This window comes from Nonomuraea sp. NPDC050202 (assembly GCF_040656115.1).
Lineage (GTDB): Bacteria > Actinomycetota > Actinomycetes > Streptosporangiales > Streptosporangiaceae > Nonomuraea.
The window spans coordinates 197,205-220,420 of record NZ_JBFALF010000006.1 but is presented as its reverse complement, the minus strand read 5'-3'; the positions used below and the strand labels follow the sequence as shown (position 1 = coordinate 220,420).

Genomic DNA, 23,216 nt, shown 5'->3' with positions numbered 1-23,216 from the left:
GCGCCCGCGTCTTTAACCCCGGGGAGATCCGACGGAGGGGGACGGATGGAGGCGGACGTGCTGTCGCGCTGGCGTCGCAGGAGCATGGCGGCCGGCTGGTCGCTGGCGGAGGACTGGTGGACGCCCGAGGCGGAGGGCGTGGTCAAGGCGGTGTGCGGCGCCTGCGACCTGTCGCAGGCGTGCTGGGCGCTGGGCTCGGCGCGGGCCGCCGCCGGGGTCGGCATCGCCGAGGGCATGAACGACCTCGCCGCCCTGTTCGCCGTCACCAGCGCGGGCGGGCCGCCGTTCGCCGCGCTGCGCTCGTTCGCGGCGGGGTGGGCCGAGCACGGCTTCGCGCCGCTCGGGGAGCTGCACTGCGAGGACCCGCTGACGGGGCTGGTCACGGCGGCGTACCTGCGTACCAGGCTGGCGCAGCTCTACCGCAGCACGGCCAGGGGGACGTGCCTGGTGGCCGCCGAGCCGTCGGCGCCGCCCGAGGAACTGGCCGAACGGCTCGCCGCGGCGCTCAACCTGGCCACCGCGCTGCGGCGGGCCTTCCCCGGCGACGAGACGCTGGCGCTGCTGGGGCCCGTACGGGTGGGGGCCGTGACGCGGATGGACGAGGGGCTGCGCGCGAAGGTCGCGCGGCTGCGCGACTCCGAGATCCTGTACGGGCACAGGCCGCGGGTACGGGTGCGGCCGTTGCCGAAGGCGTACGGGCAGGCGCTGACGTTGATCAGGAGCATGAGCTCGTGACGGGTCAGGGGTGGCGACGGCGGCGGGTCCTAAGCTTGGACGCATGACTGATCGCGACAACCTGCTGGCCGAGATCAAGAGCAAGGCCATCGTCCACGGCAAGGTCACGCTCTCCTCGGGCAAGGAGGCCGACTTCTACCTCGACCTGCGCCGCATCACGCTCGACGGCGTGGCCGCGCCGCTCGTCGGCAGCGTGATGCTCGACCTCACGGCCGACCTCGACTACGAGGCGGTGGGCGGGCTCACGATGGGCGCCGACCCTGTCGCGGTCGCGATGCTCCACGCGGCGGCGGCCCGGGGGCGGGCGCTGGACGCGTTCGTGGTGCGCAAGGCGCAGAAGGGGCACGGGATGCAGCGGCGCATCGAAGGGCCCGAGGTGAAGGGGCGGCGCGTGCTCGCCGTGGAGGACACCTCCACCACCGGCGGCTCGCCGCTGACCGCCGTGGAGGCGCTGCGGGAGGCGGGGGCCGAGGTGGTGGCCGTGGCGACGATCGTCGATCGGGGGGCTCGGGAGCGGGTCGAGGGCGAGGGGCTGGAGTACCGGACGGCCTACACCCTGGAGGACCTGGGCCTCTGACCGTCTCACCGCCCTCGGCGCGCGGGCGCGGAGGTGGGTGCGGGTGGGCGAGGGGTCAGTTGCCGCGGACGGTGAAGGCCTCGCGGGCGCCGGCTCTGCCCTGGGCGCGCGGGACGCCGTTCTCCGTGACGCGGACCGTGCCCGCGTCGCTGAGGACGACGTCGAGCTCCGGCTCGAAGTAGCGGACCTCCTCGCCCCTGCTCATCTCCCGGTGCTGCAGCACGTCACCCCCCGGCACGCGGACCGTGACGAGGGGGCAGGTCTCGACGACGCATTCGATGCGCACGGTGGGGACCTGCGCGGTGGAGGCCGTGCCAGTGGCCGGGCCGGTGGCCGTGCCGGAGGCTGGGGCGGCGGCGGGCTCGCGGTCGGGAGGCGGCGTGTCCAGGAGGTCGAGGAGCGCGCGACCGCCGATGACCAGGAGCACCACCACGGCTCCCACCGCCAGGACGGCGAGCGCTAATCGGGCGAGGCCCATCGGATCTGACCTGTGGCGTCCCACAAGGGGCAGCGTACCTTGCGGTGATCCGCCGTCGCCGTGTGTCGCCGGTCGCCCCGCCCGGGACGGGCGTCAGAGCTGGCCGTCGAAGCTGGAGGGGACGCGGTGGTGCTTGCCGTTGGGGACCGGGAGCTGCTTGGCGGCGCGGCGGTGCTTGACGGCCTCGACCATGATCGGGATCAGGGAGATGAAGACGATCACGAAGACGCCGGGAAGGATGTAGCGGTCGATCTGCTTGGGATCGACCTGGCCGCCGAGGAAGTGGCCGAGCAGGATGAGGCCTTCGACCCAGACGATGCCGCCGACGACGTTCCACAACAAGAAGCGCTTGGGGGTCATCTCCAGCACGCCCGCGACGGGATTCATGAACGTGCGCACGATCGGCACGAACCTGGCCAGAATCACCGCCTTGGCGGGACCGAACTTCTCGAAGAACACCTCGGCCCGCAGCACGTGCTCCCGCTTGAACAACCGCGAATCCGGTTTGTCGAAGAGTTTGCGGCCGAATCGCGCCCCGAGGAAATGCCCGAGTTGCGCGCCGGCGATCGCGCACAGGGGCGTGCCGATCAGCAGGACGGGGAACGAGAGGGGCTCGATGCCCATTCCCGTGGCTACCGACGCCGAGCTGAAAATCCCCGCAGCCACCAGCAGCGAGTCGCCGGGCAGGAAGAACCCGAGCAGCAGACCCGTCTCGGCGAAGATGATCGCGAGAACGCCGATGGTGGCGAACGCGCCCAAAATCGTCAGCCACCAGGTGGGGTCGAGGAGATTCAGAAGCCAGTCCACGACGAGGAGCCTACCTGTAGCAGGGGTGGACGACATGGCCAACAACCACGCGTCGTCTCTACCCGAGCGGGTAGGGAGCCGGAATACTGGGCCCTGGCGCGCAGCCGCAACTTCTCAGGGAGATGAATCATGCCTATTGCGACTCCAGAGATCTACGCTGAGATGCTCGACCGGGCCAAGGCCGGTGGATTCGCCTATCCGGCGATCAACGTGACGTCCTCGCAGACGCTGAACGCCGCCCTGCGCGGCTTCGCCGAGGCCGAGAGCGACGGCATCGTGCAGGTCTCGACGGGTGGCGCGGAGTTCCTCTCAGGGACGACGGTCAAGGACATGGTCACGGGCGCGACGGCGCTGGCCGAGTACGCCAGGGTGGTGGCCGCCAAGTATCCCGTCACGGTGGCGCTGCACACCGACCACTGTCCGAAGGACAAGCTCGACGGCTTCATGCGGCCGCTGATCGACATCTCCCTGGAGCGGGTGTCGAGGGGCCTCGACCCGCTCTTCCAGTCGCACATGTGGGACGGCTCGGCCGTCCTGCTGGACGAGAACCTGGAGATCGCCAAGGAGCTCCTGGAGAAGTGCGCCAGGGCGCGGATCATCATGGAGATGGAGATCGGCGTCGTCGGCGGCGAGGAGGACGGCGTCGTCGGCGAGATCAACGAGAAGCTCTACACGACGGCGGAGGACGCGCTGGCCACGGCCGAGGCCGTGGGCGTCGGCGACAAGGGCCGCTACATGCTGGCCGCCACGTTCGGCAACGTGCACGGCGTCTACAAGCCGGGGCACGTCAAGCTGCGGCCGAGCGTGCTGAAGGAGATCCAGGACGCGGTGGGCGCCAAGTACGGCAAGGACAAGCCATTCGACCTGGTCTTCCACGGCGGCTCCGGCTCGCTGCTGGAGGAGATCCACGAGGCCATCTCGTACGGCGTCGTCAAGATGAACGTCGACACCGACACGCAGTACGCCTTCACCCGCCCGATCGCGGACCACATGTTCAAGAACTACGACGGCGTGCTGAAGGTCGACGGCGACGTCGGCAACAAGAAGACCTACGACCCCCGCTCGTACGGCAAGGCCGCCGAGGCCGGGATGGCCGCCCGCGTGGTGGAGGCGTGCCAGAGCCTGAAGAGCGCTGGGACGAAGATCTCCTAGCCAGTTCAGCGGCCCGGCGGGTATGACTTGTCCTATGGATAACCTTCTCGCCGGGCCGCCCCCGACTCACCTGCCGGACCTGCCCGAGGCCAGGGAGGCGCTGGAGTCGGGCGTCAAGGCCTCAGACGTGGCCGCCCGTTTCCCCGCTCACCCGGCGGCCTGGGCCGCTCTCGCGGAGGAGTACTTCGCCCAGGGGCACGCCGTGACCTCCTATGCCTTCGCCCGTACCGGTTACCACCGCGGGCTCGACGCGCTCCGCCGCAACGGCTGGAAGGGGCACGGCCCCATCCCGTGGGAGCACGAGCCGAACCGGGGGTTCCTGCGCTGCCTGTACGCCCTGTCCAGGGCGGCGCAGGCGATCGGCGAGAAGGACGAGGCCGAACGGTGCCTGCAGTTCCTCAAGGACAGCACCGAGAGCGGGTACGACGCGCTGACCAAGGGCTAGCCCTTGGGACGAATAGGCACGTTCGGGTAGTCTCTCTACGCAAGAGCCCCTGTCGCGCTTGCGCCAGGGGTTTCGTTTTGTGCTCGGGAGACTGAACCATGCCGGCTGCCGTTCTCGTTGGTGCCCAGTGGGGCGATGAGGGCAAGGGCAAGGCCACCGACCTGCTCGGTGGCGACGTCGACTACGTCGTCCGCTATCAGGGGGGCAACAACGCGGGACACACCGTGGTCATCGGTGACCAGAAGTACGCGCTGCACCTGCTCCCCACGGGGATCCTGTCGCCGGAGGTGGTGCCCGTCATCGGCAACGGCGTGGTGATCGACCCGGGGGTGCTGCTCAGCGAGATCGACGGGCTGGCCGCGCGGGGCATCTCCGCCGAACGGCTGCTGATCAGCGCGAACGCGCACCTGATCATGCCGCACCACAAGGCACTCGACAAGGTCACCGAGCGCTACCTGGGCAAGGCGAAGATCGGCACGACCGGACGCGGCATCGGGCCGGCGTACGGCGACAAGATCTACCGCATGGGCGTGCGCGTGCAGGACCTGCTCGACCCGGGGATCCTGGCCAAGAAGATCGAGGTCGCGCTGACCGAGAAGAACCAGGTGCTGACCAAGGTCTACAACCGGCGCGGCATCGAGCCGGCGCAGGTGCTGGAGGAGTACCTCGCCTACGCCGAGCGGCTCAAGCCGCACATCGCGGACACCTCGCTGGTGCTGTCGAAGGCGCTGGACGAGGGCAAGTTCGTGCTGCTCGAGGGTGGTCAGGGCACGCTGCTCGACATCGACCACGGCACGTACCCGTTCGTCACGTCGTCCTCTCCGACGTCGGGCGGCGCGTGCGCGGGCGCCGGCATCCCGCCGAACCGGCTCACGAAGATCATCGGCATCCTGAAGGCGTACACCACCCGCGTCGGGTCGGGCCCGTTCCCGACCGAGCTGACGGACGAGATGGGCGACTGGCTGCGCACGACCGGCGGCGAGTACGGCGTCACGACCGGCCGCAACCGCCGCTGCGGCTGGTTCGACGCGGTGATCGCCCGGTACGCCACCCGCATCAACGGCGTCACCGACTACTTCCTGACCAAGCTGGACGTGCTGTCGGGCCTGGAGCGGATCCCGGTGTGCGTGGCGTACGAGGTGGACGGCGTGCGGCACGACGAGATCCCCATGACGCAGACCGACTTCCACCACGCCAAGCCGATCTACGAGGAGTTCCCCGGCTGGCAGGAGGACATCTCCAGCGCCAAGTCGTTCGAGGACCTGCCGCCGAACGCGCAGGCGTACGTGCGCACGCTGGAGGAGATGAGCGGCGCGCCGATCTCCGCCATCGGTGTCGGCCCCGGCCGCGACCAGACGATCGTGGTGCGCTCGCTCGTCTGAGTGCGTGAACCGCCGGTCCGGCCCGCCGGACCGGCGGTTCACGTGTACCGCGCGGAGATCTCGGCGGCCGCCCTGGCCATCTCCGCGCGGGCCTCGGGCGGCTCCATGACCTCGACGTCGGGGCCGAACTGCAGCAGCTGGCGGACGGCTCCGACCAGCGGGTAGGCCAGCTCGACCCGCGCCCAGCCGTCGCCGCCCGCGACGGGCGTGCCGGTGAAGTAGCCGCCCGCGATGCGGGTGAACATGTCGAGCCGGGCCGCCAGCACCCGGACGGACACGCGTACCTCGTCGTTCCTGTCCTCCACCCGGCGCCGCAGGTCGTCCCAGACCTCCTGGAGCTCCACGCCCTCGCGGCGGCGCGCCTCCGCGGCGGTGACGGTGACGCCCGGCATGCGGTCGGCGCGGAACAGCCGCGGCCGGCCCCGGTGGTCGGCGACGAGGTACCAGACGCCGGCCTTGGCCACCAGCCCGTACGGGTCCACCGTGTAGGTGGCGAGCTCCGTGCTGCCGCTGTGCCGGTAGCGGATGCGCAGCCTGCGGTCGGTGAGCACGGCGGTGTGCAGGGTCTCCAGGTCGGGCTCGGCGCGTGACGGGGCCATCCACCGGTCGGGGTCGACGAGGATGCGCCGGCTGGTCAGCTCGGCCGCCGGCCGGTGCGGGGCGGGCAGGGCGGCCATCACCTTGCGCAGCGCCGAGGACAGCGCCCGGTCCAGCCCGAGCGCCGAGTGCGCGCTGCGGGAGGCCAGCACGAACAGCGCGCGGGCCTCGTCGGTGGTGAGCCCGGTGACGTCGGTGCGGAACCCGGCCAGCAGCCCGACCCCGCCGTGCTTGCCCCGCTCGGCGTAGACGGGCACGCCTGCCGCCGACAGCGCCTCGACGTCGCGGTAGATCGTGCGCGGCGACACCTCCAGCCGCTCGGCGAGCTCCTTGGCCGGGACCAGGTCGCGGTGCTGGAGCAGCAGCACGATCGACAGCAGCCGGTCGAACTTCACGGCCCCAATATATGACGGCGGCTGTCAAGTTATGCCGCCACACTCGGCCTCATGAACGACTTCGACAACGACGTGAAGGCCCTGATCGACCGGGTGGCGGGGCCGGTTCTGCGGCCGGGTGACGAGGGGTACGACGAGGAGCGCACCGGCTTCAACCTCGCCGCGCGGCACGCGCCCGACGTGATCGTCGGCGCCGTGGGAGCGGGCGACGTGCGAGCCGCCGTCGAGTTCGCCGCGGCACGCGGGCTCGCGGTGGCGGTGCAGGGCACCGGGCACGGGATCTCGGTGGCGGCCGAGGGCGGGGTGCTGGTCTCCACGCGGCGCATGACGGACGTGCGGGTGGATCCGGAGACGTGTACGGCGCGGGTGGGCGCCGGGGCCCGGTGGGGGGACGTGATCGAGCGGGCGGCGCCGTACGGGCTGGCCCCGCTGAACGGGTCGGCGCCGCACGTCGGCGTGCTGGGTTACACCCTCGGCGGCGGGCTCCCCCTGCTCGGCCGCAGCCACGGCTACGCCGCCGACCGGGTGCTCGGCATGGACGTGGTGACGGCGGACGGGCGGCTGCGGCACGTCACCCCGGACGGCGAGCCGGACCTGTACTGGGCGCTGCTCGGCGGCAGGGACAACTTCGGGATCGTGACCGGCCTGGAGTTCGGCCTGGTGCCGGTGGCCCGGCTCTACGGCGGCGGGCTGTTCTTCGACGCCGCCGAGGTGCCGGGCGTCCTGGCGGCCTACCTGCGCTGGACGGGCACCGTGCCGGAGCGGATGAACTCCTCGGTGGCGCTGATCCCGTTCCCCGACGTACCCGGCGTGCCGGAGGAACTGCGCGGCAGGCGGGTCCTGCACGTGCGGGTCGCGTTCACGGGGCCGCCGGAGGAGGGCGAGCGGCTGGTCGAGCCGCTGCGCGCGATCGGCCCCAGACTGATGGAGACGCTGCGCGACCTGCCGTACGCCGAGTGCGCCTCCATCCACGACGACCCGCCGGTGCCCATGCCGTGGACCTCCGACGACGTCCTGCTGGGCGAGCCGGACGACGCGGCGATCCGGACGATCGACGAGCGGATCGGGCAGGGCGACCTGATCGTGGAGCTGCGCCATCTCGGCGGCGCTCTGTCCCGGCCGCCCGCCCATCCGAACGCCGTCGGACACCGGGACGCGCGTTACCTGCTGGTGGAGCTGCACCCGGGTGCGGAGCCCAGGGCGAAGGAGCTGGTGCGGGCGCTGGCGCCGTGGAGCGTGGGCCGCTTCCTCAACCTCATGGGGCACGGGGAGGACGCGGGGCCCGAGCAGGTGCGCAGCGCCTACGACCCGGCCGACCTGGAGCGCCTGACCGCGCTCAAGGCCGTGTACGACCCCCGCGGCACCTTCGGGATCACCTACCGGGTGCGGTGAGGACGGCCGCCGTCACGGGCGTGTGCAGGCTCCAGCCGAGGGTCGAGTACAGCGCCTGACCTTGGGCGGTGGCGACCAGGACGCCCGTGCGGGCGCCCATCGAGGCGGCCGTGGCGGCGATGGTCCTCATGACGACCGTGCCCAGCCCGCGCCGGCGGTGGCCGGCGGCCGTCTCGACCTGGTCCACGACGGCCGTCGCGCCCGCGACCGCGAACTGGCCGCGCGCCGCGACCTCGCCCGCCCCCGTCAGCAGGCGGGCCGCCGTGACGCCTGCCCTGGTGGTGATGGCCAGGTGGTAGCCGTCCGGAGCCATCGGAGCGGGGTGGCGCGCCAGCGGGGCCGTCATCATGAACTCCGGCTCCTGGACGGCCCAGCCCGAGGTCAGCAGCGGGGCGACGGCTTCGGCGGGGGCGCAGAGCTTGAGCCAGGTGCCGGGAGTGGTGAGCGTGGCCGTGAGGCGGCGGAGGGTCTCCGGGGTCGGGGCGGCCACGATGTGCCTGGCCACGTGGCCGGGCAGGCCCACGTCCACGCGGAGGCCCCAGGGCTCGCGTACGGGTCTGGGGGCGTTGCGGGAGATGACCCACCCCTCCACCCATGCCCGAACTGTCGGGAAATGGGCATCTTTGAGGACCTCCGTCATAGAGAACAGCCTATTGTCTGGCCGGAACACCACGACCGGGCGTAGCAGGATAAAAAGGACACGGCGTGGCACCGCCGCGACATGCCCCGTGCCAGGTAGGGTCCCGGTTGTGCGCGTTGAGATTCATGGTCACCGGGGGGCTCGCGGCCTCTGGCCGGAGAACACCCTGCCCGGGCTGAGCCGCACGATGGAGCTGGGCGTGCATGCGCTCGAGTTCGACGTCGCGCTCACCGCCGACCGGCGCCTCGTGCTCACGCACGATCTCACGGTCTCCGCGGTCACCAGCGCCGACCGGCGGCCGCTGCACGCCGGCGACCCGCTCTACCCGTACGTCGGCAGGCCGATCAACTCGCTCACCCTGGCCCAGCTCCGCACGCTCGACGTGGGCGTGCGGCTGCCGCGGCACCCCGACGACCCGTTCGCGCTGACGCAGGTCGCCATGCCCGAGACCCGCATGCCGACGCTCGGCGCGGTGCTCGGCCTGGCGGGCGCCTACGACGCCGAGGGCGTGCGGATGCACGTCGAGCTGAAGTCCGACCCGACCCGGCCGGAGCTGACGGCCGACCCCGAGCTGTTCACCGAGATGGTGATCGAGGAGCTCGACCGGCACGGCAGGCTCGGCAACGCCGCCATCCTCAGCTTCGACTGGCGCGTCATCGCGCACGCCGCCAAGATCGCTCCTGGCACGCGGCGCTTCGCGCTGATCGAGCTGGACACCCTGCACTGGAACGAGGGCACCGTCCACGGCGGCGACGTGCCGGCCGCCGCGCGTGACGCCGGCGCCACCACGCTCTCCCCCGAGCACGTCATGGTGGACGAGGCGCTGATGGCGCAGGCGGCCGCCGCCGGGCTCGACGTGGCCGTCTGGACCGTCAACGACCAGGCCCTCGGCGCCAGGATGCTGGACCTGGGGGTGGCCGGGATCGTCACCGACTACCCCGACCGGATGCGGGAGTTGTGGCGGGAGCGAGGGCTGGAGCTGCCGGAGCCGGTCGCCCCGCTCAGGCCCGTGGGCGTCTAGAGCCAGCCGTTGCGGCGGAAGCCGCGGTGCAGCAGCACGCAGACCGTGACCATCACGGCCAGCACCGCCGGATACCCCCAGACCGCCTTGGTCTCCGGCATGAAGTCGAAGTTCATGCCATAGATGCCGGCGATCATGGTGGGCACGGCCAGGATGGCCACCCAGGACGAGATCTTCCGCATGTCCTCGTTGGCGAGGGCGTTCGAGCGGGCCAGCGCGGCCTGCAGGATCGAGCTGCACAGCTCGTTGGAGGACTCGACCTGCTCGCACACGCGTGACAGGTGGTCCCCGACGTCGCGGAAGTAGTCGCGGATCTCCGAGGGGATGACGCGGCGCTGGGGCAGCGCGGCCATGGGCGCCTGCAGCGGCGTTATGGCCCGCTTCATCTCCAGCATCTCGCGCTTGAGCTGGTAGATCCGGTTGATGTCGCGGGAGCTGACGTCCGCGAACACGGTCGCCTCCACCTCTTCCAGCTCCAGCTGCATGAGGTCGGCCACCTGCAGGTACTGGTCGACGACATGGTCGGAGATGGCGTGCAGGACGCCCGCCGGGCCGCGGTTCATCAGCTTCGGCTTGTCCTCCAGGCGCTCGCGGACCCCGGCGAGCGAGCAGTGCGCGCCGTGGCGCACCGTCACCACGAAGTCCGGGCCGAGGAACACCATGATCTCGCCGGTGGCGATGATCTCGCTGGTGGCGGTCAGCTCGTCGTGGTCGAGGTAGGCGATGGTCTTGAGCACCATGAACAGCGACTCGCCGTACCGCTCGACCTTGGGCCGCTGGTGGGCCTTGACGGCGTCCTCGACGGCCAGCGGGTGCAGGCCGAAGACCTCGGAGAGCCACTCCACCTCGGGTGCGGCCGGCTCGTGCAGGCCCACCCAGACGAACGCGCGGGCGCCGTCGTTGCTCTCGTTGTGCGCGCGTACGAGGCCGAGCGCCTCGACGATGCCAGGAGCCGTGACCTTCTTGCCCTGGATGTAGGCGCCGAACTCGACTAGCGAATCGACCGGCGGCACGCAGACCTCGCGCACAGGCTTCGGGAGCGCGTGCGGGGCGCGCGACGGCACCGGGTGACGGTTGATGCGACGGAGAAGGGTGGACGAGCGCATGGCAGTCCCTTTCCGCCCGACCAGGGACGCTCCACGCGCGATGAAGTCACCTCAATCAACACAGATATGGCGTGGAGGCACGATCAGGCTGCCGGATTGGAGTGGTCGGGGGTACGCGGGCCGTACGTGTGGAAGCACGTACTGCTGGGATCACCAGGATTCATCCCGGACCACCTCCAATCGCACGAGACGCCATAAAGCCGCCCTAAGTTACCACAGGCGGGTGAACCAAACTGACGATACTCGGCTGGAGGGCCTTGGCTCAGGTAGAACTCCACAAAGTTCCTTGCCTATTCCGGCATTTGGTGTCCTGGCGACCTGAGCGTGCGCCAGGCGGCGGGCCTGCGACAATGGAGCGCGTGCGCGTTCTAGTCATTGGTTCCGGAGGGCGTGAGCACGCCCTGTGCCGTTCACTCAGCCTCGATCCCCAGGTCAGCGAGCTCCACTGCGCGCCAGGCAACCCTGGCATCGCGCAGGTCGCGACCGTACACGCCGTCGATCCGCTCGACCCAGGGGAGGTCGCCGCGCTGGCCGGGCGGCTGCGGGTCGACCTCGTGGTGGTCGGGCCGGAGGCGCCGCTCGTGGCGGGGGTGAGCGACGCGGTGCGCGAGGCGGGCTTCGCCTGCTTCGGGCCGTCCAGGGACGCGGCCATGATCGAGGGCTCCAAGGCGTTCGCCAAGGAGATCATGCAGGCGGCCGACGTACCCACCGCGCGGTCCAGGACGTGCACCACCGAGGCGGAGGCCGCGGCGGCGCTCGACGAGTTCGGCGCCCCGTACGTGGTCAAGGACGACGGGCTGGCCGCGGGCAAGGGCGTGGTCGTCACCGGTGACAGGGCCAAGGCGCTCGCGCACGCGGTGGCGTGCGAACGGGTGGTGATCGAGGAGTACCTCGACGGGCCCGAGGTGTCGCTGTTCGCGCTGTGCGACGGGAGCACGGCCGTGCCGTTGCAGCTCGCCCAGGACTTCAAGCGGGCCTACGACGGCGACGAGGGGCCCAACACCGGCGGCATGGGCGCCTACACGCCGCTGCCGTGGGCGCCCGACGGGCTGACCGAGCAGGTCATGCGGGAGGTCGTGCACCCGACGATCGGCGAGCTGTCGCGGCGCGGGCTGCCGTACCAGGGGGTGCTCTACGTCGGGCTGGCGCTGACCGCCAAGGGGCCGAAGGTCGTCGAGTTCAACGCGCGGTTCGGCGACCCGGAGACGCAGGTGATCCTCGACCGGCTGGAGACGCCGCTGGGCGGGCTGCTGATGGCGTCCGCGACCGGCGAGCTGGGGCTCGACCCGGTGTTCAGGGGCGGCTCGGCGGTGACCGTGGTGATCGCGGCGGAGAACTATCCGGAGTCGCCGGTCAAGGGCGACGTGATCACGGGGCTGGAGCCGGCGGAGAACGCGTACGTGCTGCACGCCGGCACGAAGCAGGACGGCGACGCCGTCGTCTCCAACGGCGGGCGGGTGCTCAGCGTCGTCGGCCACGGCCCCGATCAGGAGAGCGCGCGGCAGGCGGCCTACGACCTCGTCGGCCGGGTCACGATGCGCGGCTCCTTCCACAGGACGGACATCGCCCGATGAAGCATCTGCACTCCGGCAAGGTACGCGACCTCTACGAGACCGACGAGGGCCTGCTGCTGATGGTCGCCTCCGACCGCATGTCGGCCTTCGACTTCATCCTGGAGCCCGCGATCCCCGACAAGGGGGCCATTCTCACGCAGATGTCGCTGTGGTGGTTCGACCAGCTCAAGGACGTCGTGCCCAACCACGTCGTGGCGCCCGGCGACGACTCGCGCAGCGTGCTGTGCAGGCCGCTGAAGATGGTCCAGGTCGAGTGCGTGGCCAGGGGTTACCTGGCCGGGGGCGGGCTGAACGAGTACCGCGCCGACGGCACGGTGTCCGGCGTGCGGCTGCCCGAAGGGCTGGAGGACGGGTCGCGGCTGCCGGAGCCGATCTTCACCCCGTCCACCAAGGCGCCCATGGGGCAGCACGACGAGCCGATCCCGTACGAGCGGGTCGAGGCCGAGGTCGGCGCCGAGGTGGCGGCGGAGCTGCGGCGGATCACGCTGGCCGTCTACACGCGCGGGGCGGAGATCGCCCGCGAGCGGGGCATCATCCTGGCCGACACCAAGATCGAGCTGGGCTGGGACACCGACGGCGTGCTGACCCTGGGCGACGAGGTGCTGACCCCCGACTCCTCGCGCTTCTGGCCGGCCGACGAATGGCAGCCGGGAAGGTCGCAGCCTTCTTTTGACAAGCAATTTGTACGCGATTGGCTACTATCGCCCGAATCCGGATGGGACAAAGCCTCAGGAAACCCACCACCTCGGCTCCCCGACCACGTGGTCGAGCGCACCAGGCAGCGATACCTAGAAGCGTATGAGCGCGTCACGGGGTCTTCCTTTAGCGGATGATTCGGCTGGGTCATGTGGTGTTAGCGACTACTGTTGGCCCGATCGAGCCCTCACCGTTGATTTCAAGGAGCCGCACGAATGGTCCGTTACCGCGTGCGCGGTGGCAACGCACTGCGTGGAACCGCGTTCATTCAGGGCGCGAAGAACGCCGTGCTTCCCATGATCGGTGCGGCCCTGCTCGCCCCGAAAGGCCGCACCGTCCTGCGCAACGTGCCGATCATCGAGGACGTCCGCCGCGCGGTCGAGCTGGCCGAGGCGGTCGGGGCGTACGTCGAGCTGCACGAGTCCGAGCGCACGCTGGTCATCGACGCCTCCCGGGTGAACAGCCCCGTCCTGCCCGCCGAGATCGCCAGGCGGTTCCGCGGGTCGGTGCTGTTCACCCCCGCGCTGCTGCACCGCCTCGGCGAGGCGATCGTCGAAGGGGTCGGCGGCTGCAACCTCGGCAGCCGCAACCTCGACTTCCACTACCTCGGCTACAAGCGGCTGGGCGCGATCGTGGACGAGGGCGAGACCGTCATCCACGTCAAGGCGTCCGGCCTGACCGGGGCCACGCTCTACCTCGACACCCCCTCGCACACCGGCACGGAGAACCTCATCATGGCCGCCGCCCTGGCCAGGGGCACCACCGTGATCGAGAACGCGGCGCTGGAGCCCGAGGTGCTCGACGTCATCGACATGCTCACCAAGATGGGCGCGCGGATCAGCGGCGGCGGCACCGGGTTCATCACCGTCGAGGGCGTCGAGGAGCTGCACGCGGTCGAGCACACCGTGATGCCCGACCGCCTCGACGCCGGCGTCTTCGCGATGGCGGCGGCGCTCACCGGCGGCGAGGTCAGCCTCGTGGGCACCGGCCTCGACCTCGGGGTCGTCCGCTACAAGCTGGAGCAGATGGGCGTCGAGTTCCACCGGCAGGGTGCCGTCCTGCACGTCCGTTGCGACGGCCCGCTGCGCCCGATCAACATCATCACCGACACCTACCCCGGATTCGCCACCGACCTGCAGTCGCCGATGATGACCGTCGCGGCGCTGGCCGAGGGCACCAGCTACATCCACGAGCGCATCTTCGACGGCCGCTTCGCGCTGGCCGGCGAGCTGAACAAGATGGGCGCCAACGTCGAGGTCGACGGCAGCCGGGCGATCGTGCGCGGCCGCACGCCGCTCAAGGGCACCGAGGTGACGGCGCACGATCTGCGCTCCGGGATCGCGCTCGTGCTCGCGGGTCTGGCGGCCGAAGGCGAGACCCTGATCGACTCGGGATACCTGATCGACCGCGGTCACGCGCATCTCGCCGCGCGAATGCGCGCTCTCGGGGCGGACATTACACGAGAGATTTCCGAGCGCTAAAAAACGCAAGAAATACCTCGTTGAGCTGCTAAAACATGATGTCGGGCGGTCAAGCAGAACGGCTTTCCGGAAAAGTCGGGCGTGACATTACGGCCCCCGCGAGCGATCGTTCCAAAAGAGAGCACTGCAACGGACGGCAGGATGGGACGAACATTGGTCGAGAGGGCCGAAGAAACTCCCCGAGTGTCACGCCCGGGCGCTATGACACCGGACCTCACCATCGGCGTGGTCGGACCCCACGACCTGGTCGAGCGAGTCATGCTGATGGGTCACGCCGCGGCACCGCTGCCGTGTCGCCTGGTCGCGGCCGCTTACCGCGACGAACAGGAGGCGCCCGACAAGGTGACGCGGCTCGGTCCCGGTGTCGACGCATGTCTGTTCGCCAGCCCGGTCCCCTATGACCTGGCCAGGCGATCCGGCGTGCTGACGATGCCCGCGACGTACGTGCAACTCGGAGGAGCAGCATTGGTGGCGGCGCTGGCCAAGGCCGCGCTGGACACCCGCATGGACCCGCAACGGGTCAGCATCGACGTGGTCAGCAGGGCCGATGTCGAGGAGGCCTACACCGACCTCGGCATCCCCGCGGCGGACGTGCACAGCCGCGACGAGCCGGGCGCCACCGGCACGATCGCGGCCTACCACGAACGCCTGGCCCGGCAGGGCGCCACCACGGGAGCCCTGACGTGCCTGCCCGCGGTGGCCGAACGCCTGCACACCGCGGGCGTGCCGGTCATCAGGATCAGGCCGACCTCCGCGGCGGTACGCACGGCGCTGCACACGGCGGCGCTGCTCGGCGCGCATCACCGGCTGGAGGAGTCACAGCTCACCGTGGTGCTGGTGGAGGTGCCGACGCTGCGCGAGCCCGTACGCCGCGCCGCGCCGCGCTACTGGCGCGACGAGCTGCGGCTGTCGCTGCACCGGCTCCTGGTCCAGGAGGCGAACCGGATCAACGCCACCGTCTGGCCGATCGACGATCACAGCTACCTGGTGACCGCCACCAGGGGCTCGATCGCGGCGGCGACCGACGGGTTCAGGGTGTTGCCGTTCGCCGCCAGGATCAGGGACGAGCTGGGGCTGGCGGTCGAGGTCGGCGTGGGCATGGGACGCACGACGCACGACGCCGAGTCGCACGCCAGAGCCGCGCTGGCCCGCACGCAGGCGGGCAAGCAGGCACAGGGCTTCGCGGTCGACCGCGAGGGGCGGGCGCTCATCCCGGCCCCGCGGATGCCGCCGACCGGGGCCACCGCACTGAAGCCGAAGGGGGTGGAGGTGCTGGCCAGGCTGGCGGCCAAGCTCGAAGGCGGCGACACCGTGGTCGATGCCGAGGGTGCCGGAAAGATGCTCGGGGTCACGCCTCGCACGGCCCGGCGATTGCTGCGCACGTTGGTTGACGAGGGACTCGCGTGGCCGCTACCGCCGAACCGTACGCCGCAGCCCGGCAGGCCGCGCCAGCTCTACCGGCTGATCGTGGAGAAGCTCGGTCCGCGCTGAGCCGGCCGCCATGGAGCGGGTCCGCCAGCCGCGGGCCCGCTCCTGCGCATGCCCCGGACATTGACGGAAGGTGTCAGCTTCGCGAACTTGCCCTTTGACTCTGGTGAACTCATTGGTTGGCCCGTGTAGATAGGGGTATGTTCTCCGACGCCCCCGATCGACGGGATTCGGACGGGGGCACCAAATCCTTCCCCCGCCGGCCTCCGCCGAGAGGTGTCGTTCTTGATGAACGATTCCGATGGCTTACAGGCGGTTTCGCGCAGCCGGCCCGTCCGGTGGTACCGATCTGGCGGATTTCGGGCGGAGTTGCGGCATACGGGGCCGGAAAGGCGGCTGTACGGCGCTGTGGGGGCGCTGGAGCGCCGTTCACGCTCCGGTCAACACGCACAGGCGGCGCCCGAGATCGGCGCCGTCAGCGCGTCCACCGGGCGGCGAGCGAGGCCCGAGGCGGTCTCCACCGCGAAGCCCTCCCGCGCCCAGTACTCGAAGCCGCCGATCATCTCCTTGACGCGGTAACCCAGCTTGGCGAACTCCAGGGCGGCGCGGGTGGCGCCGTTGCAGCCGGGACCCCAGCAGTACGTGACGACCGTCGCGTCCTTCGGGATCATCGCCTCCGCCCTGGTGGCGATCTCGCGGTGCGGCAGGTGCACGGCGCCCTCGATGTGGCCCTGGTCCCAGCTCTCCCGGTTGCGCGAGTCGACCACGACCAGGCCGGGGGCCGAGGCGGCCAGGTCGGCGGCCACGTCGGAGACGTCGGTCTCGAAGGACAGGCGGGCGGTGAAGTGCGCGATGGCGGCGGTGTTCGACATGGCTCGATCCTGCCCGGCGGGCCGGTGCGGCCACCAGCGGCGTGAAAGCCGCCTATCGCTAATATCCCGCCACAGTCCGAAGTCTGATACTCGCGGGCATTTTGTCGGGATCTCCCTGTAGGTTCATGAGCCATGAGTTCGAACACTGCTGACGGCCGCCGGACGCTCATGGTCTGGGGCGCGCTCGGGATCGTCTACGTGGTGTGGGGCTCGACGTACCTCGGCATCAGGATCGCCATCGAGACCATGCCGCCGCTGTTCCACGGCTCGCTCCGGTTCGTCTCGGCCGCCCTGCTGCTCGCCGGCTTCCTGCTGGTCACCAAGGGACTGGAGCCCTTCAGGATGACGCTCAAGCAGGCCGGCGGCGCGGCGGTGGTCGGGCTGCTGCTGCTGACCGGCGGGAACGGCATGGTGGCCGTGGCCGAGCAGCACATCTCCAGCGGCCTGGCCGCGCTGCTCGTGGCGTCGGTGCCGCTCTGGCTGGTGCTGCTCAGGCTCGCGGTCAGGGACCGGCCCGCGGTGCTGACGCTGGTCGGGGTGCTGGTCGGGTTCGGCGGCGTGGCCGCCCTGTCGCTGAACGGCGGCGGCGAGAGCGCCGGCACGACCGGCATCGTGGTGATCCTGCTGGGGTCGGTGTCGTGGTCGATCGGCTCGTTCCTGTCGTCGCGCATCCCGATGCCGCCCAACGTGTGGACGGCCAGCGCCGTCGAGATGCTGGCAGGCGGCGTGGGGCTGGCCCTGGTCGGCGCCTCCGTCGGGGAACGGTTCGACGTGTCGGCCGTGTCGGGGCGCTCGTGGGCGGCGCTGGCGTACCTGGTGCTGGTGGGGTCGCTGGTCGGGTTCACCGCGTACACGTGGCTGCTCGGCAACGCGCCGATCTCGCTGGTCTCGACGTACGCCTACGTCAACCCGATCGTCGCCGTCATCCTGGGCGTGCTGGTCGTGAACGAGCACGTGACCGTGCAGATCGTGCTCGGCGGCCTGGTGATCCTGGTCGGTGTCGCCCTGGTCGTCTCCACCGAGCGGCGCGCGCGGGCCAGATCCGCCCCCGCTCCCGAGAAGGTCCCCGCCTCGAACTGAACCCGGGCAGCCGCAAGTCCGTACCTCCTCGTGGGACGAGGGCGGGAGGCTGCCGGATGTGGTCGTACCGGATGTTGTTCGTGATCGTCGCGTCGATGCCGTGGGCCGTCGGGTCCGCCGGACCGGCGGGCGCGCACGGCGCGCTGGAGGATCCGCTCAGCCGGGCCGCCGCATGCGGTGCGGAGGGCCCCAGGCAGGCGGCCCGCTCCGCGGCCTGCCGGGCGGCGGTGCGGGCGAGCGGCGGCGTCCTGCCCCGGGCCTGGGACGATCTCCGGGTCGCGAACGTGGCGGGGCGCGACCGCCAGGTGATCCCCGACGGCAAGCTGTGCAGCGGGGGCCTGCCCGCGTACCAGGGCCTCGACCTGGCGCGCGCCGACTGGCCCGCCACGACGGTGCGGCCCGGCGCCCGCTTCGCCTTCAAGTACCGCGGCACCATCCCGCACCGGGGCACCTTCCGGATGTACGTCACGAAGAAGGACTACGACCCCGGCGAGCCCTTGAAGTGGTCCGACCTCGAACGCAAGCCGTTCCTCACGGCCACCGACCCCCAGCTGAAGGACGGGTCGTACACGATCTCGGGCCGGCTCCCCGCCAGGACCGGCCGGCACCTCATCTACACGATCTGGCAGAACTCCGACACTCCGGACACCTACTACTCCTGCTCGGACGTGGTCTTCCGACGCTCACCCAACGCCGCTGCCGCCGCTGCCGCGCCACCGGCCAGGCCCATGGCGGCGAACCGGCCGGACGCTGCCGGGCGCGAGGACGCGAGCTGGCTGGTCGGCGGGTCGGTCGTGCTGGCCGGATGCGCCGGGGCCACGGGCCTGCTCATCAAGCGCCGGCGCCACCGCTGGCAGGAGTGATCGGACGCGCGGGCGGAGCTGATCGGCGGCGGGGAAGCGCGCAGGTGATCGGCGAGGCGCACGGGCCGGCTCAGGTGATCGGTGGGGCGGAAGGCGCGCGGGGCCGGCTCAGGTGAGGGTCGCGGTGGCCGCTCTCAGGTCGTCCAGTTCCCGGCGTGCGAGGTCGGCGAAGCCCTGCTCGTTGGCCGGGTCGGCCCATCGCGCGTAGGCGTTGCGGAAGGCGAGGCAGCCGAGCTCGGCGGCCAGGCTCGCGGCGGGATCCGGCACTCCGCGCTCGCGCAGCGCGTCCGCCATCCGCCCGGTGAGCGCGGCGAGCTTGAGCAGCTCGCGTTCGCGCAGGTCGTCGTGGCTCGTGACGATCGCCTGTCGCTGGTGTGCCCACGCGTGCCGGTCGGCGGTGAAGACGTTTGCCATGGCCTCCAGCGCCGCGCCGAGCGCCTGGATCGGCGTCGCCCCGTCGGGCGCGCCCGTGATCGCGTCGGCGAACAGGCGGTTGAGCACGTCCTGGCCGCCGAACAGCACCTCCCGCTTGTCGGTGAAGTGCCGGAAGAAGCTGCTCTTCGCCAGCCCGGCGCGCTCGGCGATCTCCGCCGCGGTGGTGCTGTCGTAACCCCGCTCGACGAACAGCTCCAGCGCCGCACGTTCCAGACGCTCGCGCGCGTTCGGCTCCCATCGCCCCATGCGTCGCAGTCTACGTGATGAGACTTGGTCCTATCGCATGCTACGTTGATAAGACCAAGTCCTATCACTCAGGGCCCAGGAGGCTTCCCCATGCGTGTATTCGTCACCGGAGCGACCGGGCACATCGGCTCGGCCGTCGTCCCCGAGCTGCTCTCCGCCGGGCACGAGGTCGTCGGCCTCGCCCGTTCCGAGACCTCGGCCGCCGCGCTGAAGGCACTCGGCGCCGAGGCCAGGCTCGGCGATCTCGACGACCTGGACGGCCTGCGCGAGGCCGCCTCGGCCGCCGACGGGGTCATCCATCTCGCGTTCAAGCACGACGCCATGGTCGCCGGAGACTACGCGAGCGCCGTCGAGGCCGATCTGGCGGCGCTGCGGGCGTTCCGCGAGGCGCTCGCCGGCACCGGCAAGCCCTTCGTCGGCACCTCAGGGACGGGGGTGTTGTCGCACGCGTCGGGACGCACCGCCACGGAGGACGTCGTGCTGGCCCCCGGCCCCGGGCTGCTGGCCAGGGCCGCGGCCGAGAACCTGGCGATCGACTTCGCCGAGAGTGCCATCAGGTCGTCGGTGGTCCGGCTTCCCCCGACCGTGCACAGCGCGCTCGACCGGCACGGCTTCGTCCCGATGCTCATCGCCACCGCCCGCGCCACGGGTGTGTCCGGCCATCTGGGAGACGGCGCCAACCGCTGGCCCGCCGTGCACACGCTCGACGCCGCCCGCGTGTACCGCCTGGCCCTGGAACAGGCTCCGGCCGGATCACGCCTGCACGCCGTGGGCGACGAGGGCGTGCCGTTCCGTCAGATCGCCGAAGCCATCGGCCGTCACCTGGACGTGCCCGTCGCCGCCATCCCGTCCGACCAGGCGGAGGCGCACTTCGGGTTCCTCGCGGCCGTCGTCCCGCTCGACAACCCGACGTCCGGCGAGCGCACGCGGCGCCTGCTGGGCTGGCAGCCGGCCCACCCCGGCCTCCTCACCGACCTCGACCTCGGCCACTACTTCGGCTGAGGCGCCCTACCGGCGGAACTCCTGCGCCGCGGCCAGGAACGCGTCGTTGGCCTCGGGCGAGCCGATCGACACGCGTACGCCCTCCTCGCCGAACGGCCGCACCGCCACGCCCTGCGCGGCGCACGCCGCGGCGAAGGCGGGGGTGCGCTCGCCGAGGCGGAGCCAGACGAAGTTCGCCTCGGTGGGCGGCACCGTCCAGCCCTGCGCGATGAGCGCCTCGCGCACGCGGGTGCGCTCCTTGACCACCGCCTCCACCCGCTCCAGCAGCTCGTCCTCGGCCTGCAACGAGGCGATGGCGGCGATCTGGGCGAGATGGTTCACCGCGAACGGGATGATCGTCTTGCGCACGGCCGTCGCCACCGGCTCCGGCGCGATCAGGTAGCCGACGCGCAGGCCCGCCAGCCCGTACGCCTTGGAGAAGGTCCGCAGGACGGCGACGTTCGGCCGGTCGCGGTAGAGCGTGATGCCGTCGGGCACGTCCTCGTCACGCACGTACTCGCGGTAGGCCTCGTCCAGCACCACCAGCACGTCCTCGGGCACCCGGTCGAGGAACGACTCCAGCGCGGCCCGGCGGATGGCGGTGCTCGTCGGGTTGTTCGGGTTGCACACGAACACCATGCGGGTCCTGTCGGTGATCGCCTCCGCCATGGCGTCCAGGTCGTGGTCCTCGCCCGCCAGCGGCACCATGACGGACCGCACCCCGGCCAGGTCCGCGAGCAGCGGGTACGCCTCGAACGACCGCCACGCGTACACGACCTCGACGCCGGGCTCCCCCACCGACTCGAAGAGCTGCTGCGCCACCGTCACGGAGCCGGGGCCGAGCGCGACGTGCTCGGCCGGCACGCCGAAGCGCTCCGCGATGGCCTCGGTCAGCTGGACGGCGCCGGGGTCGGGGTAGCGGTTGACCTGCCGCGCGCCCTCGGCGATGGCCTCGACCACGGAGGGCAGCGGGTCGTACGGGGATTCGTTGGAGGACAGCTTGTACGACCGCCCGTCGGGGGCGGCGACCGCCTTGCCCGGCTTGTAGGCGGCCATGGTGTCCAGGATGTGGCGGAAACGAGGCATGGCATCACTCTAGATGAGGCCTCAACCCGTGCCCGCGGCCCGCTTGCGCTTGCCGAGCGCCCTCTCGACCAGCTCGGCGGCCTTGTCGGCGGCGCCGAAGCCCCGGCCCCCGCCCTGGACGGTGATGTTCACCGAGACGTTCGCCAGCGTGAACGCGACCTTGGTCGTGTGGATCGGGGAGCCCTGCCAGACGAGGCCGCCCATCGGGCCCGTGTGGCTGTACGCGTCGTCGCCGACGGCCGGGCCCTGGCGGACCTTGGTGCCCGGGGTGCGCTTCGGCTCGTCCTTCATGTAACTCACGGTCTGCTTGTGCACCAGGGCCGCCATCGACGCGCTCGGCGCCCGGTACGCCGTGAGGGTCAGCACCTGGAAGCTGCCGCCGCGCCACGAGCAGGTCGACTCCACCAGCCACTGGCGCTTCACCGCGTGGCCGAACAACGAGCGGACCTGCGCGTTCGTCAGCAGGTCGCAGGCGTCGAACTCGCCGACGAGCTGGGGGGCGGGGGTGGAGCGGGTCGCGCTCGGTTTCGGGGACGGGGTGAAGGTGAAGGTGCTGCGGGGTGCCAGCGCGTAGCCGATGAGCCGGACGGCGTTCGGGAACAGTCGCGGCACGACCACGACGCCGGCGGTCACCGTCAGCACCAGCGCGAGCGCGGCGGCCACGAGGACCTTGGTGCGGCGCCGGCGCGGCCGGCTGCCCTGCGTGGCCGGCTCCGGTCCGAGGAACGGCGGGCCCTGCCGCCCGGGAGCCGTGCCGGCGCCCCGGCCCCCCTGCCCGGCTGTACCCTGCCCGGCTGTACCCTGCCCGGCGACGCCCTGCCCGCCTGTGCCCTGCCCGCCTACGCCATGGCCACTGTGCCCCCCGGTCAACCGGTCGCCGTGCCCGCCGGTCACGTGGGCGCCGTGCCCGCCGGTCGGGTGATCGCGTTGGGCGATGGGCGCCAGCCAGGCGGTCGCCTGCTCCGGGGAGCAGCGGCGGGCCGGGTCCTTCTCCAGGATCGCGGCCAGCACCGGCCCGAGCGGCCCCGCCAGCCGGAAGGGCGCGGGCTCCTGCATCAGCACGGCCGCCAGCACCGCGGCCTCGTTGTGGCGGGCGAACGGCGCGGCGCCCTCCACCGCCGTGAACAGGGTGGCGCCGAGCGACCACAGGTCGGCGGGCGGCCCGTCGGGCTCGCCGCGCAGCCGCTCGGGGGCGATGTAGCCGGGCGAGCCGCTCAGCAGCCCGGTCTGGGTGAGCGCGACGTCGCCGGCGATGGTGGCGATGCCGAAGTCGGTCAGCAGCACCCGCCCGTCTCCGGTGAGCATGACGTTCGCGGGTTTCACGTCGCGGTGCAGGATGCCCGTCGCGTGGGCGGCGGACAGCGCCTCGATCATCCGCAGGCCGATCCCGGCGACCCGGGCAGGCGGCAGGGGGCCCTCGTCGCGTACCGCCCGGTCGAGGGAGCGGCCGCGTACGAGCTCCATGACGATCCAGGGCCGCCCGTCGTCGAGCACCACGTCGTGCACGGTCACGATGGACGGGTGGTCGCGCAGCGCCGCGGCGGCGCGCGCCTCGCGCAGCGTGCGGTCGGCCAGCTCCGTCCTGGCCGCCTCGTCGAGGTCCGGCGGGAGCCTGACCTCCTTGATCGCCACCTCCTGCCGGAGCAGCTCGTCCATCGCCCGCCAGACGGTGCCCATGCCGCCCTGCCCGAGCTGCGCCAGCAGCCGGTAACGGCCCGCGAGCAACGTCACCGCGCCGCCGTCGCGA

General features: G+C 71.5%; 23 protein-coding genes. 14 read left to right on the top strand and 9 right to left on the bottom strand.

Annotated elements, in window-relative coordinates; translation table 11 throughout:
- Positions 1 to 45 precede the first annotated feature (45 nt).
- Together AB0I79_RS19995 and pyrE are read left to right on the top strand one after the other, a co-directional pair.
- On the top strand, positions 46 to 735 hold the full coding sequence (locus AB0I79_RS19995) for a hypothetical protein (protein ID WP_357874893.1): 690 nt from the start codon (positions 46 to 48) through the stop codon (positions 733 to 735).
- Between the two features lie 43 nt (positions 736 to 778).
- Positions 779 to 1,312 (top strand): orotate phosphoribosyltransferase, encoded by a 534-nt coding sequence (gene pyrE / locus AB0I79_RS19990; RefSeq protein WP_357874891.1) that lies wholly within the window; start codon positions 779 to 781, stop codon positions 1,310 to 1,312.
- Between the two features lie 55 nt (positions 1,313 to 1,367).
- Here the strand turns inward: pyrE and AB0I79_RS19985 are convergent, their stop codons facing one another.
- Together AB0I79_RS19985 and AB0I79_RS19980 are read right to left on the bottom strand one after the other, a co-directional pair.
- A complete protein-coding gene (locus tag AB0I79_RS19985) occupies positions 1,368 to 1,790 on the bottom strand; it encodes a hypothetical protein (RefSeq protein WP_357874889.1) in 423 nt (140 codons plus the stop codon).
- 93 nt (positions 1,791 to 1,883) lie between these two features.
- Positions 1,884 to 2,597, bottom strand: a complete 714-nt coding sequence (locus AB0I79_RS19980; RefSeq protein ID WP_357874886.1) for a VTT domain-containing protein — start codon at positions 2,595 to 2,597, stop codon at positions 1,884 to 1,886.
- Positions 2,598 to 2,726: 129 nt separating this feature from the next.
- Between AB0I79_RS19980 and fbaA the strand changes: the two genes are divergently transcribed.
- The 3 genes from fbaA to AB0I79_RS19965 all read left to right on the top strand — a co-directional run bounded on the left by fbaA (position 2,727) and on the right by AB0I79_RS19965 (position 5,576).
- Entirely contained in the window at positions 2,727 to 3,749 is a 1,023-nt protein-coding gene (gene fbaA, locus AB0I79_RS19975; protein ID WP_357874884.1) for a class II fructose-bisphosphate aldolase, read from the top strand.
- A 34-nt stretch (positions 3,750 to 3,783) separates the two neighbouring features.
- Complete coding sequence (locus tag AB0I79_RS19970) at positions 3,784 to 4,194, top strand: DUF3151 domain-containing protein (protein ID WP_221525432.1); 411 nt, start codon at positions 3,784 to 3,786, stop codon at positions 4,192 to 4,194.
- A 98-nt stretch (positions 4,195 to 4,292) separates the two neighbouring features.
- Positions 4,293 to 5,576: an adenylosuccinate synthase gene (locus tag AB0I79_RS19965; RefSeq protein ID WP_357874882.1), complete on the top strand. Its 1,284-nt coding sequence runs from the start codon at positions 4,293 to 4,295 to the stop codon at positions 5,574 to 5,576.
- Positions 5,577 to 5,614: 38 nt separating this feature from the next.
- Here AB0I79_RS19965 and AB0I79_RS19960 read toward each other — a convergent pair whose 3' ends face one another.
- A complete protein-coding gene (locus AB0I79_RS19960; protein WP_357874880.1) occupies positions 5,615 to 6,568 on the bottom strand; it encodes a YafY family protein in 954 nt (317 codons plus the stop codon).
- Between the two features lie 51 nt (positions 6,569 to 6,619).
- On the opposite strand from AB0I79_RS19960, the gene AB0I79_RS19955 reads away from it, so the two are divergent.
- Positions 6,620 to 7,960, top strand: coding sequence for an FAD-binding oxidoreductase (locus AB0I79_RS19955; RefSeq protein WP_357874877.1), 1,341 nt, complete (start codon positions 6,620 to 6,622; stop codon positions 7,958 to 7,960).
- On the opposite strand, the gene AB0I79_RS19950 is transcribed toward AB0I79_RS19955, so the two are convergent.
- Entirely contained in the window at positions 7,941 to 8,552 is a 612-nt protein-coding gene (locus tag AB0I79_RS19950) for a GNAT family N-acetyltransferase (protein WP_357874874.1), read from the bottom strand. The two genes, AB0I79_RS19955 and AB0I79_RS19950, sit on opposite strands and share 20 nt — an antisense overlap.
- 157 nt (positions 8,553 to 8,709) lie before the next feature.
- On the opposite strand from AB0I79_RS19950, the gene AB0I79_RS19945 reads away from it, so the two are divergent.
- A complete protein-coding gene (locus AB0I79_RS19945) occupies positions 8,710 to 9,621 on the top strand; it encodes a glycerophosphodiester phosphodiesterase family protein (protein WP_357874871.1) in 912 nt (303 codons plus the stop codon).
- Here the strand turns inward: AB0I79_RS19945 and corA are convergent.
- A complete protein-coding gene (gene corA, locus AB0I79_RS19940; RefSeq protein WP_357874868.1) occupies positions 9,618 to 10,727 on the bottom strand; it encodes a magnesium/cobalt transporter CorA in 1,110 nt (369 codons plus the stop codon). The genes AB0I79_RS19945 and corA overlap by 4 nt on opposite strands.
- A 359-nt stretch (positions 10,728 to 11,086) precedes the next feature.
- On the opposite strand from corA, the gene purD reads away from it, so the two are divergent.
- The 4 genes from purD (at position 11,087) to AB0I79_RS19920 (ending at position 15,969) form a co-directional block, all read left to right on the top strand.
- Positions 11,087 to 12,301, top strand: a complete 1,215-nt coding sequence (gene purD / locus AB0I79_RS19935; protein WP_357874865.1) for a phosphoribosylamine--glycine ligase — start codon at positions 11,087 to 11,089, stop codon at positions 12,299 to 12,301.
- On the top strand, positions 12,298 to 13,134 hold the full coding sequence (locus AB0I79_RS19930) for a phosphoribosylaminoimidazolesuccinocarboxamide synthase (RefSeq protein WP_357874862.1): 837 nt from the start codon (positions 12,298 to 12,300) through the stop codon (positions 13,132 to 13,134). The genes purD and AB0I79_RS19930 overlap by 4 nt, the downstream gene beginning before the upstream one ends.
- Before the next feature lie 78 nt (positions 13,135 to 13,212).
- On the top strand, positions 13,213 to 14,478 hold the full coding sequence (gene murA, locus AB0I79_RS19925) for a UDP-N-acetylglucosamine 1-carboxyvinyltransferase (RefSeq protein WP_357874859.1): 1,266 nt from the start codon (positions 13,213 to 13,215) through the stop codon (positions 14,476 to 14,478).
- Positions 14,479 to 14,679: 201 nt separating this feature from the next.
- Positions 14,680 to 15,969 (top strand): GTP cyclohydrolase IIa, encoded by a 1,290-nt coding sequence (locus AB0I79_RS19920; RefSeq protein ID WP_148438240.1) that lies wholly within the window; start codon positions 14,680 to 14,682, stop codon positions 15,967 to 15,969.
- A gap of 377 nt (positions 15,970 to 16,346) precedes the next feature.
- Here AB0I79_RS19920 and AB0I79_RS19915 read toward each other — a convergent pair whose 3' ends face one another.
- Positions 16,347 to 16,778 carry a rhodanese-like domain-containing protein gene (locus AB0I79_RS19915; protein ID WP_357874856.1) on the bottom strand — a complete coding sequence of 144 codons (432 nt, stop codon included), beginning with the start codon at positions 16,776 to 16,778 and terminating at the stop codon, positions 16,347 to 16,349.
- 132 nt (positions 16,779 to 16,910) lie between these two features.
- Between AB0I79_RS19915 and AB0I79_RS19910 the strand changes: the two genes are divergently transcribed.
- Positions 16,911 to 17,858: an EamA family transporter gene (locus AB0I79_RS19910; protein WP_357874853.1), complete on the top strand. Its 948-nt coding sequence runs from the start codon at positions 16,911 to 16,913 to the stop codon at positions 17,856 to 17,858.
- Between the two features lie 56 nt (positions 17,859 to 17,914).
- Complete coding sequence (locus tag AB0I79_RS19905) at positions 17,915 to 18,721, top strand: lytic polysaccharide monooxygenase (protein WP_357874850.1); 807 nt, start codon at positions 17,915 to 17,917, stop codon at positions 18,719 to 18,721.
- Between the two features lie 108 nt (positions 18,722 to 18,829).
- On the opposite strand, the gene AB0I79_RS19900 is transcribed toward AB0I79_RS19905, so the two are convergent.
- Positions 18,830 to 19,402: a helix-turn-helix domain-containing protein gene (locus AB0I79_RS19900; protein ID WP_357874847.1), complete on the bottom strand. Its 573-nt coding sequence runs from the start codon at positions 19,400 to 19,402 to the stop codon at positions 18,830 to 18,832.
- Between the two features lie 90 nt (positions 19,403 to 19,492).
- Here AB0I79_RS19900 and AB0I79_RS19895 point away from each other — a divergent pair, with 90 nt between their 5' ends.
- Positions 19,493 to 20,404 carry an SDR family oxidoreductase gene (locus AB0I79_RS19895; RefSeq protein ID WP_357874844.1) on the top strand — a complete coding sequence of 304 codons (912 nt, stop codon included), beginning with the start codon at positions 19,493 to 19,495 and terminating at the stop codon, positions 20,402 to 20,404.
- Positions 20,405 to 20,410: 6 nt separating this feature from the next.
- On the opposite strand, the gene hisC is transcribed toward AB0I79_RS19895, so the two are convergent.
- Complete coding sequence (hisC, locus tag AB0I79_RS19890) at positions 20,411 to 21,469, bottom strand: histidinol-phosphate transaminase (RefSeq protein WP_357874841.1); 1,059 nt, start codon at positions 21,467 to 21,469, stop codon at positions 20,411 to 20,413.
- 21 nt (positions 21,470 to 21,490) lie between these two features.
- Positions 21,491 to 23,200 carry a serine/threonine-protein kinase gene (locus tag AB0I79_RS19885; RefSeq protein WP_357874838.1) on the bottom strand — a complete coding sequence of 570 codons (1,710 nt, stop codon included), beginning with the start codon at positions 23,198 to 23,200 and terminating at the stop codon, positions 21,491 to 21,493.
- Positions 23,201 to 23,216 lie beyond the last annotated feature (16 nt).

What these genes read in the sequence shown, in the direction of transcription:
- AB0I79_RS19995 (WP_357874893.1), top strand. Translation starts at nt 46, where the DNA reads ATGGAGGCGGACGTGCTGTCGCGCTGGCGTCGCAGGAGCATGGCGGCC.
- pyrE (WP_357874891.1), top strand. Translation starts at nt 779, where the DNA reads ATGACTGATCGCGACAACCTGCTGGCCGAGATCAAGAGCAAGGCCATC.
- AB0I79_RS19985 (WP_357874889.1), bottom strand. Translation starts at nt 1,790, where the DNA reads ATGGGCCTCGCCCGATTAGCGCTCGCCGTCCTGGCGGTGGGAGCCGTG.
- fbaA (WP_357874884.1), top strand. Translation starts at nt 2,727, where the DNA reads ATGCCTATTGCGACTCCAGAGATCTACGCTGAGATGCTCGACCGGGCC.
- AB0I79_RS19970 (WP_221525432.1), top strand. Translation starts at nt 3,784, where the DNA reads ATGGATAACCTTCTCGCCGGGCCGCCCCCGACTCACCTGCCGGACCTG.
- AB0I79_RS19965 (WP_357874882.1), top strand. Translation starts at nt 4,293, where the DNA reads ATGCCGGCTGCCGTTCTCGTTGGTGCCCAGTGGGGCGATGAGGGCAAG.
- AB0I79_RS19955 (WP_357874877.1), top strand. Translation starts at nt 6,620, where the DNA reads ATGAACGACTTCGACAACGACGTGAAGGCCCTGATCGACCGGGTGGCG.
- corA (WP_357874868.1), bottom strand. Translation starts at nt 10,727, where the DNA reads ATGCGCTCGTCCACCCTTCTCCGTCGCATCAACCGTCACCCGGTGCCG.
- AB0I79_RS19930 (WP_357874862.1), top strand. Translation starts at nt 12,298, where the DNA reads ATGAAGCATCTGCACTCCGGCAAGGTACGCGACCTCTACGAGACCGAC.
- murA (WP_357874859.1), top strand. Translation starts at nt 13,213, where the DNA reads ATGGTCCGTTACCGCGTGCGCGGTGGCAACGCACTGCGTGGAACCGCG.
- AB0I79_RS19920 (WP_148438240.1), top strand. Translation starts at nt 14,680, where the DNA reads ATGACACCGGACCTCACCATCGGCGTGGTCGGACCCCACGACCTGGTC.
- AB0I79_RS19915 (WP_357874856.1), bottom strand. Translation starts at nt 16,778, where the DNA reads ATGTCGAACACCGCCGCCATCGCGCACTTCACCGCCCGCCTGTCCTTC.
- AB0I79_RS19910 (WP_357874853.1), top strand. Translation starts at nt 16,911, where the DNA reads ATGAGTTCGAACACTGCTGACGGCCGCCGGACGCTCATGGTCTGGGGC.
- AB0I79_RS19905 (WP_357874850.1), top strand. Translation starts at nt 17,915, where the DNA reads ATGTGGTCGTACCGGATGTTGTTCGTGATCGTCGCGTCGATGCCGTGG.
- AB0I79_RS19900 (WP_357874847.1), bottom strand. Translation starts at nt 19,402, where the DNA reads ATGGGGCGATGGGAGCCGAACGCGCGCGAGCGTCTGGAACGTGCGGCG.
- AB0I79_RS19895 (WP_357874844.1), top strand. Translation starts at nt 19,493, where the DNA reads ATGCGTGTATTCGTCACCGGAGCGACCGGGCACATCGGCTCGGCCGTC.
- hisC (WP_357874841.1), bottom strand. Translation starts at nt 21,469, where the DNA reads ATGCCTCGTTTCCGCCACATCCTGGACACCATGGCCGCCTACAAGCCG.